This is a genomic window from Pseudomonas saliphila, from assembly GCF_008638345.1.
In the GTDB taxonomy this organism is placed as follows: domain Bacteria; phylum Pseudomonadota; class Gammaproteobacteria; order Pseudomonadales; family Pseudomonadaceae; genus Halopseudomonas; species Halopseudomonas saliphila.
The window spans coordinates 1-13004 of the sequence record NZ_VTVA01000033.1; the positions used below are offsets into that span (position 1 = coordinate 1).

Genomic DNA, 13004 nt, shown 5'->3' on the forward strand with positions numbered 1-13004 from the left:
AGAAAGTCTTTTTCAGACGTTCCTTAAGGCCTATGTGTCTTTCGACGGCTATATTGCCGACATCCCCCGAAGACCCCCGCGTCAAGTCACCCTCTGAGCTGTTGATGGCTTCCTAGCAAGCCGCGCTTCCTGCCCCATTGCGGGCGACGTATGCAGAGGTTGACATGTTTTCCTATTCTTTCGCCAAAGGGCCGCTATGCGCGGGCCTGCTGGTAGCGTTACCTGTTGTAGCAGACAGTTCCAAACCCTGGGCAGACGCGGCCGTGCCCGCGACCACCTATAGCTCTCCGCTGGCCGACTACCAGCGTCACTCCCCCCAGACCCCAGGCAACTGGCGTGAGGCCAACGATACTGTTGCCCGAATCGGTGGCTGGCAGGCTTATGCCGCTGAGGTCTGGGAGGCGAGCCAGAATGGTAGCGACACTGAGCCCGCTGAAGAAAGTCCCCACCAGCACCACAACCACTGAGGAGCGCACTGATGATTAGTGTCATACAGCTGCGCGAACTCCGTTTGGTAACGGCAGCATTGGGGCTTCTTGTGTTGGCAGGTTGTGCCAGCCTAGCGCCCCAGGCCAGCCTGGATAAGGTGGCGCAGGATAGCGCTGCGTTCACCGGGCAGCAGACCCTGCACTGGGCCAACGGTCAGAACCAGGGGCCGGAGGCGCGGCAACGGCTTGCTGAACTGCTGGCGGAGCCGCTCAGCCTTGAAAGCGGTGTTGAAATCGCGCTGCTCAACAACCGTGGCCTGCAGGCGCGCTTCTATGACCTGGGCATCGCCGACGCAGAGCGGGTGCAAGCCAGCCGCCTGCCGAATCCCGGCTTCTCCATAGGCCGCATGACCCAGGGCAGTGAGGTGGAGTGGGAGCGCAGCATTCACTTCAACCTGGCGCGCCTGATCGCCTTACCCGCCACCCGCCGTATTGCTGAAGGGCAATCGGAGCAGGTACAGCTCCAGGTCAGCCTTGATGTCATGCGTATCGCGACCGAAACCCGGACTGCCTGGTACCGCGCAGTGGCTGCCGAGCAAAGCCTGAGTTACAGCAAGCAGGTGCTCGAAGCCGCCGAGGCCGGCGCTGAGCTTGCTCGGCGCATGGCAGCGGTGGGCAATTTCAGCCCACTGCAACAGGCCCGCGAGCAAAGCTTCTATGCCGAAGCGGCACTCGGTCGCCTGCAGGCAGAACGCGAGCGCAATGCCAGCCGCGAGCACCTGATCAGGCAACTGGGGTTATGGGGCGATCAGCTGGCGTTCAGCTTGCCTGAGCGCTTGCCCGAACTGCCGCACCATCCGGTTGATCGACCGGACATCGAGCGAGAAGCGATGGCCAGTCGGTTGGATATTCAGGCCGCGCAACTTGGCGCAACGCGTCTGGCGCAGAACCTGGGGTTAAGCAGGGCGACGCGGTTTATCAACGTGCTGGAGCTTGAGGTAGCGAACAACCGATCCAACGAGGAACCCACCCAGCGCGGCGTGGAAATCTCCGTGGAGCTGCCGATCTTCGACTGGAGCGGCGCGCGGCTGGCCCGCAGCGAGGCGATGTATATGCAGACCGTGGAGGGGACCGCAGAAGTGGCCGTGAACGCCCGCTCCCAGGTACGCGAGAGCTACGTCAACTACCGCAATGCCTGGGATGTAGCAGCCCATTACCGAGACGAGATAGTGCCGCTGCGCAAGCGTATTAGTGAGGAGAATCTGCTGCGTTACAACGGCATGTTCATCGGCGTGTTCGAGCTGCTGGTCGATGCGCGCGAGCAGGTCAATACCGTCAACCGTTATCTACAGGCGCAAAGAGACTTCTGGATAGCCGAGGCCGAGCTTGATCTGGTGCGTTATGGCCCCGTCACACCCAGCGCCGCCGCAGCACCCACCACCGTTTCCGCAAGCCCAGCAGGAGGGCATTGATCCATGGTTTCTCGACGCGATTTTTTCATGGGTGCCGGGGCGATTACCGCAGCGGTAGCCACATCTTCAGTAAGCAGATTTTCCCTGGCCGGACTGCCGGAAGCGATCATCCAGGACAAGCCGGACACGATGCCCCCGCTGGAGCCATCCACCGGCAGGCCCTATCGCCCAGTCGTCACCCTGAACGGCTGGACCCTGCCGTGGCGAATGAATGCCGGCGTGAAAGAGTTTCACCTGATCGCCGAGCCAGTGGTGCGCGAGATGGCGCCAGGGTTCAAGGCTCATCTTTGGGGCTATAACGGTCAGTCGCCGGGGCCCACCATCGAGGTAGTGGAAGGCGACCGCGTCCGCATCTTCGTCACCAACAAGCTACCCGAGTACACCAGCATTCACTGGCATGGCCAGCACCTGCCCAATGGCATGGACGGGGTGGCGGGACTCAACCAGCGCGCCATACCCGCGGGCAAGACCTATGTCTACGAGTTCGTCGCCGCTCGCCCCGGCACCTACATGTATCACCCCCACGCCGATGAAATGGTTCAGATGGCGATGGGGATGATGGGTTTCTGGGTGACCCATCCGCGCGAGCCGCGGGAAGACATCGCCGAAGTCGATCGGGATTACTGCTTCCTGCTCAATGCCTACGAGATCGAGCCCGGGAGCTACACCCCCAAGATCATGGAGATGCTCGACTTCAATATCTGGAGTTTCAACAGTCGGGTGTTCCCGGGTATCGACCCGCTGGTGGCCCGCACCAATGAGCGGGTTCGCATTCGCTTCGGCAATCTGACCATGACCAACCACCCCATACATCTGCACGGTCACGACTTCCATGTGACCGGTACCGACGGTGGAGCAGTACCCCTGGGGGCGCGCTGGCCTGAGGTGACCACGGATGTCGCCGTCGGTCAGATGCGCCAGATCGAGTTCATTGCCAATGCGCCGGGGGACTGGGCCTTTCACTGCCACAAGAGCCACCACACCATGAACGCCATGGGGCATGACGTGCCGACTATGGTCGGCGTGGATCACCGCAAGGTGGTGACCCAGATCAGCAACCTGATTCCCGATTACATGGTCATGGGCGAGCGGGGCATGGCCGACATGGGCGAAATGGAAATGCCCCTGCCCGATAACACCGCCCCGATGATGGCGGGCGACGGCCCATACGGCGGCATCAACATGGGCGGGATGTTCACCATGGTCAAGATCCGCGACAACCAGGCCGCGGGCGATTACAGCGATCCAGGGTGGTATACGCAGCCGGAGGGAACACAGGCCTACGAATGGACCGGCCCCTTGCCAGAGCCTGCAAGATTCAAATCCGAGCCCAGCGGTGTGCCAGCCGCCGAAGTGCAGGTTCGTAAACCGACCGGTCATAGCGGTCACTAATATCCTTTATTAGGGAGTAAAAACATGAAATCACTACTTATCGCCAGCCTCGCGCTGGTTATGACGTCCGCTACATCGAGCGTGCTCGCCCACGCCCCTGGTTCTAATGGCGAGCGCCCGTCAATGCCGCCAGAGCAGACCGCCTGGGGTATCGGTGCCGACGAAGCTGCAGTTGATCGTGAAGTCGTTATTCGCATGGACGACAAGATGCGTTTCTATCCCGATCACCTCGACGTAGCAGAAGGCGAAACCCTGAAGCTGGTGATTCACAACGACGGCCAACTGCTGCATGAGCTGGTGCTGGGAACACAGGAAGAGTTGGAAGAGCACGCCGAAATGATGGAGCAGTTTCCGAACATGGAACACGACGCACCCTACATGGCCCACGTCGATCCCGGCCAGTCGCAAAGCATCATCTGGACATTCAACAGGGCAGGGCGCGTTGAATTCGCCTGTCTGCTGCCAGGGCATTTCCAGGCAGGCATGAAGGGCGGAGTTCAAGTGGTATCAGCGCATGACACTCATCACTAACCAGAGGATACAACCATGAAGAAAATTTCCATCGCTGCCTTGATGAGCCTGGGTCTGCTCATTGCCATGCCATCACAGGCTCAAGCGGAAGAGCCATTGAGTGACGGCGAGGTTAGACGTCTTGCCGAAGACCGCGTGACCCTGCGCCATGGCCCAATCGACAACCTGAAAATGCCGCCCATGACCATGGTGTTCAGGGTGAGCGAGTCAGCACACCTGGAAGGTCTTGAAGTAGGGGATGCGGTGCAGTTCCGGGCGCAGGAGCAAAATGGCAACTACGTCGTCACGGAAATCCAGAAGGCACTAAAGGACTAATTTCGGACCGTTCGGCCTCTGCTCGCGGCCATCGCATCGCGAGCAGGGGGCCCTTGCTTAAACCTCTACGCTGCGTCCGTGAAAAACAGGGGTGCAAACCCCCCGCCAGGGGTGCGGAAGTTGGTCGTCTGCCCTTGGTACAGTCGGGCAGCAGCCATGATTACCTCTCCACGGTAGGTATACAGACGCACATCCACCTTGAGCAGTTGTGACTCTCCGTCAGTCACTACCACTCTTTCTGACGGCGGCACGTAGGTCTGGGCAATATATTCGCTCTCAAGGATGTTGGCGAACGTGCCTTTGGTAAGCTTGCTTCCTCGATAAACACCTTTGCTGCCATGGCCGGCAACCGGCTTGAAGAACAGCTCGCGCCTTTGACTCCAGAGCAATGATGCGTTTTCCTCGCTCACGTGCACTGTACTGGGAACTGCCTTTTCAAGCGTAATGGCGTCCTCTGGATTCAACCCCCATTGTTCGAGCAGCGTTCGATCGGACAGCACTGTCAAATTGCGCTTGTCCGCGAGGATCCCATGGGCAAAAGGGTTGGGTGTGATGACGGCCCCCCCTTCCATCCATGCTTTGCGCAGGGAGGCATGTTCAGGAAGATCCAGCGCGAAATCGACCAGTCTGTTGTAGACCATGTCGACCGGCAGGCCGTTACCGTAAAGAACGCCTGCCTCATACCTGAGCTCGGCGGGGGAAAGGATGACGGCATCGATACCCTGTTTTTCAAAAAGCTGCTGCGCCAGCCTGAATTCAGGATAAAGATATTGTCCCATCGGCTGATCATCAACGATCGCGATACGTGAAGGTCTTTCGCCTCCGCGCTGGGACCGCCATTCGGCCTCGAACTGTCTGATCACCGCAGCATCGAAGTCTTCAATCCACGAGGCGTTCACATCGCGATTGCAACAACGTTTCTGCGCCCTGGCCAGCTGGGCGTTCAGAAAGGCTCCGCCCGCGTTGGTGTTGATCTCGATAAGACGGGGGCCGGTTTCGCCAAGGTGGAAATCGTAGCCCATGAAGGCGCCGACCGGGCCGTGACTGACCTGTGCTGTTTCCGGTGCCCAGGACAGCACCTTTTGCCGATAGTCCGGCAGCAGGGTCGCGCTTTCCAGCGCTCTTACCACGGTCTGCATGGTTACCAAATCCTCCCTGGGGAGGAACACGGCGGCATCCGAGAAAAAATGCCCCCAGAGCGGGCTGGCCAGGAACTCCCCGGCAGTATCGCCCAACTGATAGGCAAGCCCCCGTACAAGCGCCGCCCTATCAAGGGTGATGCACTCGCATTGACGGTTTAACGCCCCTTCTTGGATGATCAAGAGTCTTTAGACGATTCTTTACGCCCCTCTTCCAGCCCACGGCGATAGGCTTCGTCTGCTTCCGACTGGTTGCCTGCCCCGCTGTCGTGCTGGCTATGACCCTTGTGCATGAAGATATGCATCAAGGGGCAGAGCAAAATGATAAGAAAAGGGAGATACGGAAGAACGTGCGCACCGTGCTCCACAAAGATGAAGTAGAGTGCCGCGCCTATCAGGGCAAGAGTGGCTACTCCATGAAGACTGGTCCAGTATCCCGATTTTGTTTCCATGCTGGGTTCTCCAATGTTGCTTTAAGATGGTTAACTGACTGTGCGAGTTTTCTTGACCCCATCCAGCTTCACCCGCTTGAGTAACAGCGAGTTGCCAATCACCGAAAGCGAACTCGCCGTCATCGCAACGACACCGATCATCGGATGAAGCAAACCTATGGCAGCGATCGGTATTGCGGCCACGTTATAAGCACTGGCCCAGATCAGGTTCTGCACGATCTTGCTGAAGGTGGCGCGGGAGAGGTGCATAGCCTCGACCACACCGGTCAGTTCGCCACGTACCAGAGTCACATCTGCTGCCTCGATGGCAACATCGGCTCCCGCGCCAATGGCAATGCCCACATTGGCCTGTTTTAGCGCGGGCGCATCATTGATGCCGTCGCCCACCATGGCGACGTAGTTGCCATACTTTTTCTGAAGTTCGCGAATCGCATCGACTTTGCCTTCCGGGAGCACCCCGGCCTGCACCTCGTCGATGCCCACTTCCTCGGCAACAGTGCGCGCGGCGCGCTCATTGTCACCTGTGATCATCACCACATGAAGACCCAGCTCATGCATGCCGCGAATCGCTGCAATGGATTCTTCCTTGATCGTATCCGCTACCGCGACGATGCCACACGCGTTACCTCCAACAGCTACCAGTACGGCAGTGCGACCGCGCCCCTCCAGCTCATTCAGATCACCGTCCAGCGCCGTGAGGCCACTCACGCCTTCTTCGGCAAGCAACTTGCGGTTGCCTATCAGCACCAGAGCGTCATCAACTTTTCCGGACACGCCTCGGGCCCCGGTGGAACGGAATTCCGTTACTACTCCTGGTTTCACCCCCCGATCAGCAGCACCCTCGACAATAGCGCGTGCGATGGGATGCTCCGAGGCATTCTCGACCGTCGCTGCCCAGTGCAATAACTGCTGTTCAGAGACGCCATCGGCCACAACCACTTCGGTCAGCCTAGGCTCGCCCCGCGTGATAGTGCCCGTTTTGTCGAGCACGATGACCTTGACGTCCTTGAAGGTCTGGATAGCTTCGCCGGACCGGATCAGGATGCCGCGCTCGGCGCCTATGCCGGACCCGACCATCAGGGCAGTTGGCGTCGCCAGACCTAATGCGCAAGGGCATGCAATGACCAGTACAGCGATGGCAGCAATCAAAGCCAGCGCCGTGCTGGACGCATCTGGGTTTACCCATGGCAGGAAGGTCGCGCCCCATTCCAGTATCGGCCGCAGGCTGTCAGCCGCCATGAACCAGGCCACAAAACTCGCCAGGGAAATCAGGATGACAATCGGTACGAAGCGACCGGTCATACGGTCTGCAAATTCCTGGATGGGCACCCGTGAGCCCTGTGCCTGCTCTACCAGCTTGATCACTTGGGACAAAAAGGTATCGCCGCCCACTTTGGTGGCCTTGACCCGCAAAAATCCTTCCTTATTGATGGTCGCGCCGATGACGGTATCACCACTCGCCTTGAACACGGGCGCCGATTCCCCAGTGGCGATGGACTCGTCCAGATGGCTTTCGCCCTCGATGACTTCTCCATCGGTGGGCACCTTGTCGCCCGGCCGGATCACCATGATGTCCCCAGGCTGCAGCTCCTTGATGGGCACTTCTATCTCCTGGCCATCCCGTTCTACCCGCGCCGTTTTTGCACCCAGGGTCAGCAACTTGCGAATCGCCTGGGAGGCTCGGCCCTTGGCCTTGGCCTCAAGATAACGGCCTAGCAGGTGAAAGGTCATGATGGTTGCGGCCATCTCCATGAAAGAGGTCATGGTGATGAAAAATCCCGCCAGACCGATCAGATAGGGCGGGACGCTGCCCAGGGAGATCAGTACATCCATGTTGAACGTGCGATTCGTGAGCGAGCGCCAGGTAGACTTGTGAGTCGCGGCACCGCCGTAAAGAAAGACCACCGGGAAGCCTAGTAAAGCCACGATGAACAAATAGCCGGGTATCGGTTGCCAGAACATATGGGGGATCATCAACAGCATGATCAGAGTGGTGGGGATACCGGCAATCCACAAGCGTTTGAGCGCCTGACGCAGATAGGCGCCTTCTATATCGGCATCATTCTCGGCATTGTCATCGTCCCCCTCGGAAGAGACCTTGGCAACGTCGTAACCGGCCTTTTCAACCGCTTGCTTTAGCTGTTCCGCAGTGGGGCCGCCTCCGCTTACCTCAATGTGTACCTTGTGGCTGGCGATACTGATATCGATATACTGGATACCATCTAGTCGCAGGAGGGACTCGCGCACAATACCGGCACAATGATCGGAACCCATGCCCGGCACGATAAGCTGCACATTGTTGCCAGCTCCCGAACTGCTAGCCGATGCGACCTCGTAGCCTGCCTTTTCGACGGCTTTGCGAATATCGGTCAGATCCAGCGCGCTGGAGTCATAGCTGGCCTCCACGCGGTGGGATGCGATATTGGTCGTGATTTCACCGATGCCGTCCAAGCGCTTTAGTGACGTTTTGACGATACCAGCACAATGGTCTGAGCCCATGCCGGGCACAGTCAGTCTCGCCGAGGCCATTTTGTGCTTTGATTCAGTACTCATTTTGTTCCGCCTGTTTTTTCTCGATGAGCGCGCTTTCGTTGCAAGTTCCAGTACACAAGGCCGAAAACAGTCAGTAGAGCAAAACCGCTTATGATGGTCATTATGTTTCCGCTCATTCAGGCCTCCTGACGTGGTGTGCTATTTAGGTGGGGGAAAAACATCGGGACTCGCCGTTGGTAGGCGCGGTACTCATCGCCAAACTGGTCCAGCATCTGTCGTTCTTCCTTGCGAGCCAACAATGTGTAGGCGAGGAGAATCACTGGAAAGGCGATCACTGAAACGATAGTTGGCCAGTGCACAACACCTTCACCGAATACGATGAGGAAGAGACCGGTGTACTGAGGGTGACGTATGTGAGCGTAAATGCCATCAGTCTTCAGCGAGGCACTCCGCCGCGCTTGATGAATTTGTCGCCAACCGTCGGCAACGAGTACCGCGCCGTAGAACACGAGAGTATAGCCAAGGATCATGGCAATGATGTGCGCCATTGGCGTGCCGAAAAGTTGCGCCCAGAGGTTGCCCCCTTCGCCCCAGACCAAGTCTAGACCGAAGAAGCGCGCGAGAAAGTAGATCGTCAATGGAAAACCATACATCTCGGCATAAAAGGCGATGATGAAAGCCTGCAGCACCCCCGCGCGCGTCCACTCTTTCCAGCTGTCCGGTGCCAGATAACGATACATCAACCACGATATGACGACCGTTACGATTATGGCCAAGCCCCAGGCTCCAACATGCATTATCCTGTCCTCTTTTCATTGCTAGCGTCGCTAAATTCTTCAATCAAGTGGCAAATCAGCGCGCCTGTTGGAGCCTGATCGGGTTTTCTGTCCCACTGACTGATTGCATCGAGCATGCGCTGACGTAAGCGTAGGCTGTCTAGAAAGCTCTTTTCGTTTTCCAGCAGTCGCTGTTGAATAAGTTGCCTGACAAGAGGGCAAGGAGACCTCTTCCGTTGAGCTGTGGCGAGGATTTGGCTGATGTCATCAACCGAGAAGCCAAGTTGCCGCGCACTCAGGATGAAACGCATTAGCCTACGGTCGTGTGCCCCGTATATCTTGTAACCATTGACGGGATTTTTCGTCGGCTTCAAAAAACCAGTCCTAGTGTAGAAGCGAACCGTGTCCGCCGTTACCTTGAGATCCTTCGCCAGCTCATTGACTCTCATACATCCGTTCCCTCATCTACGGTGGCATGTAACTCAGATTAGTCGCAGACTCCGTTTAGATTCTTGACCTAGGTCAAGCTCCAAGGAGTTCCACACGAGCTGCACACTCCCTGGTGACTATGCATCTGTGTCTTACACACACGTCAAGCTAGTTACCTGGAAGTTGGGGACGCCCATCCGGAGTTTTAAGGTAGATTATTTGACCAAGGTACCCTGCATACGCGCCCGGGTTGCCAACACAGGGGTAAATCAAAGAGGCGATCATGGTGGATCTTACGAGCGAACCAGAGCGAATCTCGACGGGGCGACGTCCCTGGCAGCGCTGGCTGCTGTTGGCGGGAGTTTTCCATGTGCTCGGGTTTGCTTCATCTGTCGATGCGCTGATGTCAACACGCACGGCTCAAGGGGCCGTGGCCTGGATAGTGTCATTGAATACGGTGCCGTATGTCGCTGTGCCTGCCTATTGGGTGTTCGGGCGAACCAAGTTCCAGGGTTACGTCAACGCACGGCGTGACGAAGATTCGGAGCTCGCTCTGGCGCTGATGACAAAAATGGCTGAGCTGCGGCGACAGCATGCAGAGCTTGCTCATGGCAACAAGCACCTGGCAGGCGTGGAGCGCCTGGCCAAGCTGCCGTTTCTTCAAGGTAATCAGGTGTCACTACTGATTGACGGAAAAGATACCTTCGACAGCCTGTTTGCCGGCATAGACGCTGCCGAACGCTACTTGCTAGTGCAGTTTTATATCGTCCGGGCTGACGATGTCGGCTTGGCGCTGCAGGCACGACTGATCGACAAGGCGCGCGAAGGGCTAGAGGTTTACTTTTTATACGATGAAATCGGAAGCTATGCTTTGCCTGCTGATTATCTGCAGACCATGCGTGACGCGGGGGTTCAGGTGCATCGCTTTCATTCAACGCGCGGTGCGGGAAACCGCTTCCAGCTGAATTTTCGCAATCACCGTAAAATCGTGGTGGCTGACGGTGCCCGTGCCTGGGTAGGAGGCTTCAATATTGGCAATGAATACCTGCACGGTCATCCCGCACTGGGCCCCTGGCGTGATACCCATCTGCTGATCGAAGGTCCGGCAGCGTTGGCTCTGCAACTGCTGTTTAGTGAGGATTGGCATTGGGCAACCGAGGAGATTCTGGATCTGCCATGGGAGCCCAGCATTCCCAGCCACCATGCGGTCCCTGTATTGATTTTGCCGTCGGGACCGGCTGACAGTTTTGAAACTGCCAGCTTGATGATCCAACAGGCGATCCACTCGGCCAACCAACGGGTATGGATCTCCAGTCCCTATTTCGTCCCTGATGAAAGCGTGCTCTCGATGCTCAAGCTGGCGGCAATCAATGGAGTGGATGTACGCATTCTAATCCCTCAGCGGCCTGACAATCCTCTGCTCTATTATGCAGCATATGTGTTTCTCGGTCCCTTACTGGAAGCCGGCGTAAAGGTCTACCGTTATGAACAGGGCTTTTTGCACGGCAAGAGCTTTTTAGTTGATGACGTAGGTGCGGGCGTGGGTACCGTTAATCTGGATAATCGCTCGTTTCGACTCAACTTCGAGGTGACAGCACTGGTTGTCGATCAGACCTTTGCTGCCGAGGTAGAGGCTATGTTCGAGCAAGATTTTGCCCGGGCGCGACAGATGCAACTGGCCGATCTCGATGAGTTGTCGCTTTGGTACCGCATCGGCGCACGTGCGGCATACCTTTTTGCACCACTACTGTAACTTATGACAGACAGGGTCATTGTAGTGGTCTACTAATCCCGGACACCGAAATGGGGGGTATTGGACTGCTCTCGGTTTCCCGATTTCTCCGATATCTCAACCGGCTGTTGGGCCAGCTGGGCAGTTTTTCCAGCGTATCCTTGAGCCAGACGGTGGCTCGATGCTGGTTAGCGACACTGCACAAGCTCAGCTGAGATTTGGCAAAGGAAACCGCCTATTGCTCACGCAGGTGTTTATGACCGAGGATTTGACGCCGGGCCAACCAGACAATAAGCGGAGGTAAAAGCAGCCATTGCAGCACCGGGGTCAGGCCCGTTCCCAGAAGCGGTAGCCTGGGCATTAGCCCGCTGTATTGCCAGCGTTGCTGAAGCACGGTGGCGTGCCATTCCAATCCCAGGGTGGCGGCGACACCAAGGGCCATGAAGGCGAACATCGCTGCGGCGTTGGCTTGCAGTATCCAGTCTCGATCACGGCGCAACATGGCCACGATCCAGTAGGCACCGAGGGCGATGAGCACATCGCCCAGGGTGGCCTGGGCGCAAAAGCGCACAGCTTGCCAATGCTCCATGCTCGGCATTTCGGCGAAGAACGGAACCTGCAGGAATTCCCAGGGGAAGTTGAGCAGCAAGGCGAACAGCGCCACATTGAACGCCGGGCTGCCTGTTATCCGGTTCATCCTGGTCTCCCTAGAGTATTACGCACGAGCTGCCCCCGACGGTTGATGAGTTATCGATTGTGCCCGGAGCCTGGTGGCGACTTATGGCAACTCCATGGCTCACGAGAGGCATTGTCTTTCAGGTTCTGATCGACAAAGCGATAGTGACCTTCCTTGAAGTGCGTCCACCAGTCATGGCTGACCTCGACGGCGTACTTTGTTAGGACTTCCTCAATGCAGTCCAGGCAGATTCGGGTCGCATCATAGGCCATGTCGAGGCGTCCCTTGCTGTCATCGAAGGAGACGCTGGCGAGGCCATACAGCTTGTCGATCTCGGCGATTGCCGCATCCAGTTTTTCCCGCTCCGTGGGTTCGAGCTTCAAGTGACGGGTTACCAGGTTGGCACTGGAGACGCCCAGCCGGTTTGCTTCTTTCATGGCGGCTTTCCTTCTGTTGGAATAATGGGAAAACAATGGGCGGCAGTCGACGAGACCCCTTAGCCTGCCAACAGACCAACCAGGGGTCAGTCGATTTTCTCCAGGTAGCGGAAAAAGTCCGAATCCGACCTGATCATCAGCGTGGCGTTGTCGCCCAGGGCCTTGTAGGTCTCTAGAGTGCGCATAAACGCGTAAAATTCCGGGGCAGCGCCAAAGGCTTCGCCGTAGCAAATCGAGCAGGAGCGCGAAGACATAGCACTCGCGCTCACCCAGAGACCGGCCGGGGCGGAATAAGGGTATGACCTGCAAGCTACTGATGCGGCGCTGCAGATCGCTGAGCAAACCAAGGCTGCCGGCCAGGGCGAGCAGGGCGGTCAATGCCAGGAGCGTCAGTAGTTGCTGGTTGAACGGAGCGTTCTGCACGGCGCTGCAGGTTTCCGCTGTGCCTGTTTCATGGGTGGCATGCGCGTGGCTGCTATAGGCCGCGACCCCGGTGTCGTCGTGTGCGTGGGCGCTGGCGACCTGAATATGGGCGAAGGCGCAGGCGATAAGCAGCACACACCAGAGCGCCAGCAGATTTCTGCTGAGTGCTCTATGGCGACTGCGCATCGCTTGGATCATGGGATCGGTTTCCGCGTATATTGGGTATTGATGCTTTGATTAGAGCTTAGTTACGCTCATGTGGAATTGATCCAGGTCATGGGTCTAGGGAACGTCTGAAGAACTGACCCC

The 13004-nt window shown here is 57.6% G+C and carries 13 protein-coding genes; 6 read left to right on the forward strand and 7 right to left on the reverse strand.

What is annotated here, in order from left to right; all coding sequences use genetic code 11:
* Window positions 1–164 precede the first annotated feature (164 nt).
* Genes FHK95_RS19515 through FHK95_RS19535 form a run of 5 tightly spaced genes read left to right on the forward strand, consistent with a single transcriptional unit; the run spans window position 165 to window position 4138 of the window.
* Window positions 165–467, forward strand: coding sequence for a hypothetical protein (locus FHK95_RS19515; protein WP_150306309.1), 303 nt, complete (start codon window positions 165–167; stop codon window positions 465–467).
* An 11-nt stretch (window positions 468–478) separates the two neighbouring features.
* Window positions 479–1900 carry a TolC family protein gene (locus FHK95_RS19520; RefSeq protein ID WP_150306310.1) on the forward strand — a complete coding sequence of 474 codons (1422 nt, stop codon included), beginning with the start codon at window positions 479–481 and terminating at the stop codon, window positions 1898–1900.
* Between the two features lie 3 nt (window positions 1901–1903).
* Entirely contained in the window at window positions 1904–3292 is a 1389-nt protein-coding gene (locus tag FHK95_RS19525; RefSeq protein WP_150306311.1) for a multicopper oxidase family protein, read from the forward strand.
* A gap of 24 nt (window positions 3293–3316) precedes the next feature.
* On the forward strand, window positions 3317–3823 hold the full coding sequence (locus FHK95_RS19530) for a cupredoxin domain-containing protein (protein ID WP_150306312.1): 507 nt from the start codon (window positions 3317–3319) through the stop codon (window positions 3821–3823).
* Between the two features lie 15 nt (window positions 3824–3838).
* Window positions 3839–4138: a copper-binding protein gene (locus FHK95_RS19535; RefSeq protein ID WP_150306313.1), complete on the forward strand. Its 300-nt coding sequence runs from the start codon at window positions 3839–3841 to the stop codon at window positions 4136–4138.
* A 65-nt stretch (window positions 4139–4203) separates the two neighbouring features.
* On the opposite strand, the gene FHK95_RS19540 is transcribed toward FHK95_RS19535, so the two are convergent.
* From FHK95_RS19540 to FHK95_RS19560, 5 genes are all read right to left on the reverse strand, one after another.
* Window positions 4204–5460: an ATP-grasp domain-containing protein gene (locus FHK95_RS19540; RefSeq protein ID WP_150306314.1), complete on the reverse strand. Its 1257-nt coding sequence runs from the start codon at window positions 5458–5460 to the stop codon at window positions 4204–4206.
* Window positions 5457–5729 (reverse strand): DUF2933 domain-containing protein, encoded by a 273-nt coding sequence (locus FHK95_RS19545; protein ID WP_150306315.1) that lies wholly within the window; start codon window positions 5727–5729, stop codon window positions 5457–5459. The genes FHK95_RS19540 and FHK95_RS19545 overlap by 4 nt, the downstream gene beginning before the upstream one ends.
* Before the next feature lie 30 nt (window positions 5730–5759).
* Window positions 5760–8282 (reverse strand): heavy metal translocating P-type ATPase, encoded by a 2523-nt coding sequence (locus tag FHK95_RS19550; RefSeq protein WP_150306316.1) that lies wholly within the window; start codon window positions 8280–8282, stop codon window positions 5760–5762.
* Between the two features lie 116 nt (window positions 8283–8398).
* Window positions 8399–8998 (reverse strand): methyltransferase family protein, encoded by a 600-nt coding sequence (locus FHK95_RS19555; RefSeq protein WP_235906847.1) that lies wholly within the window; start codon window positions 8996–8998, stop codon window positions 8399–8401.
* A gap of 20 nt (window positions 8999–9018) precedes the next feature.
* The gene (locus FHK95_RS19560) at window positions 9019–9447 is read right to left on the reverse strand and encodes a MerR family transcriptional regulator (RefSeq protein WP_150306318.1); all 429 of its coding nucleotides are present in this window, start codon (window positions 9445–9447) and stop codon (window positions 9019–9021) included.
* A 263-nt stretch (window positions 9448–9710) separates the two neighbouring features.
* Between FHK95_RS19560 and cls the strand changes: the two genes are divergently transcribed.
* Window positions 9711–11180 carry a cardiolipin synthase gene (gene cls, locus FHK95_RS19565; protein ID WP_150306319.1) on the forward strand — a complete coding sequence of 490 codons (1470 nt, stop codon included), beginning with the start codon at window positions 9711–9713 and terminating at the stop codon, window positions 11178–11180.
* A gap of 214 nt (window positions 11181–11394) precedes the next feature.
* Here cls and FHK95_RS19570 read toward each other — a convergent pair whose 3' ends face one another.
* Window positions 11395–11856 (reverse strand): hypothetical protein, encoded by a 462-nt coding sequence (locus FHK95_RS19570; RefSeq protein WP_150306320.1) that lies wholly within the window; start codon window positions 11854–11856, stop codon window positions 11395–11397.
* Between the two features lie 50 nt (window positions 11857–11906).
* On the reverse strand, window positions 11907–12893 hold the full coding sequence (locus FHK95_RS20160) for a hypothetical protein (RefSeq protein WP_206668637.1): 987 nt from the start codon (window positions 12891–12893) through the stop codon (window positions 11907–11909).
* Window positions 12894–13004: the final 111 nt, after the last annotated feature.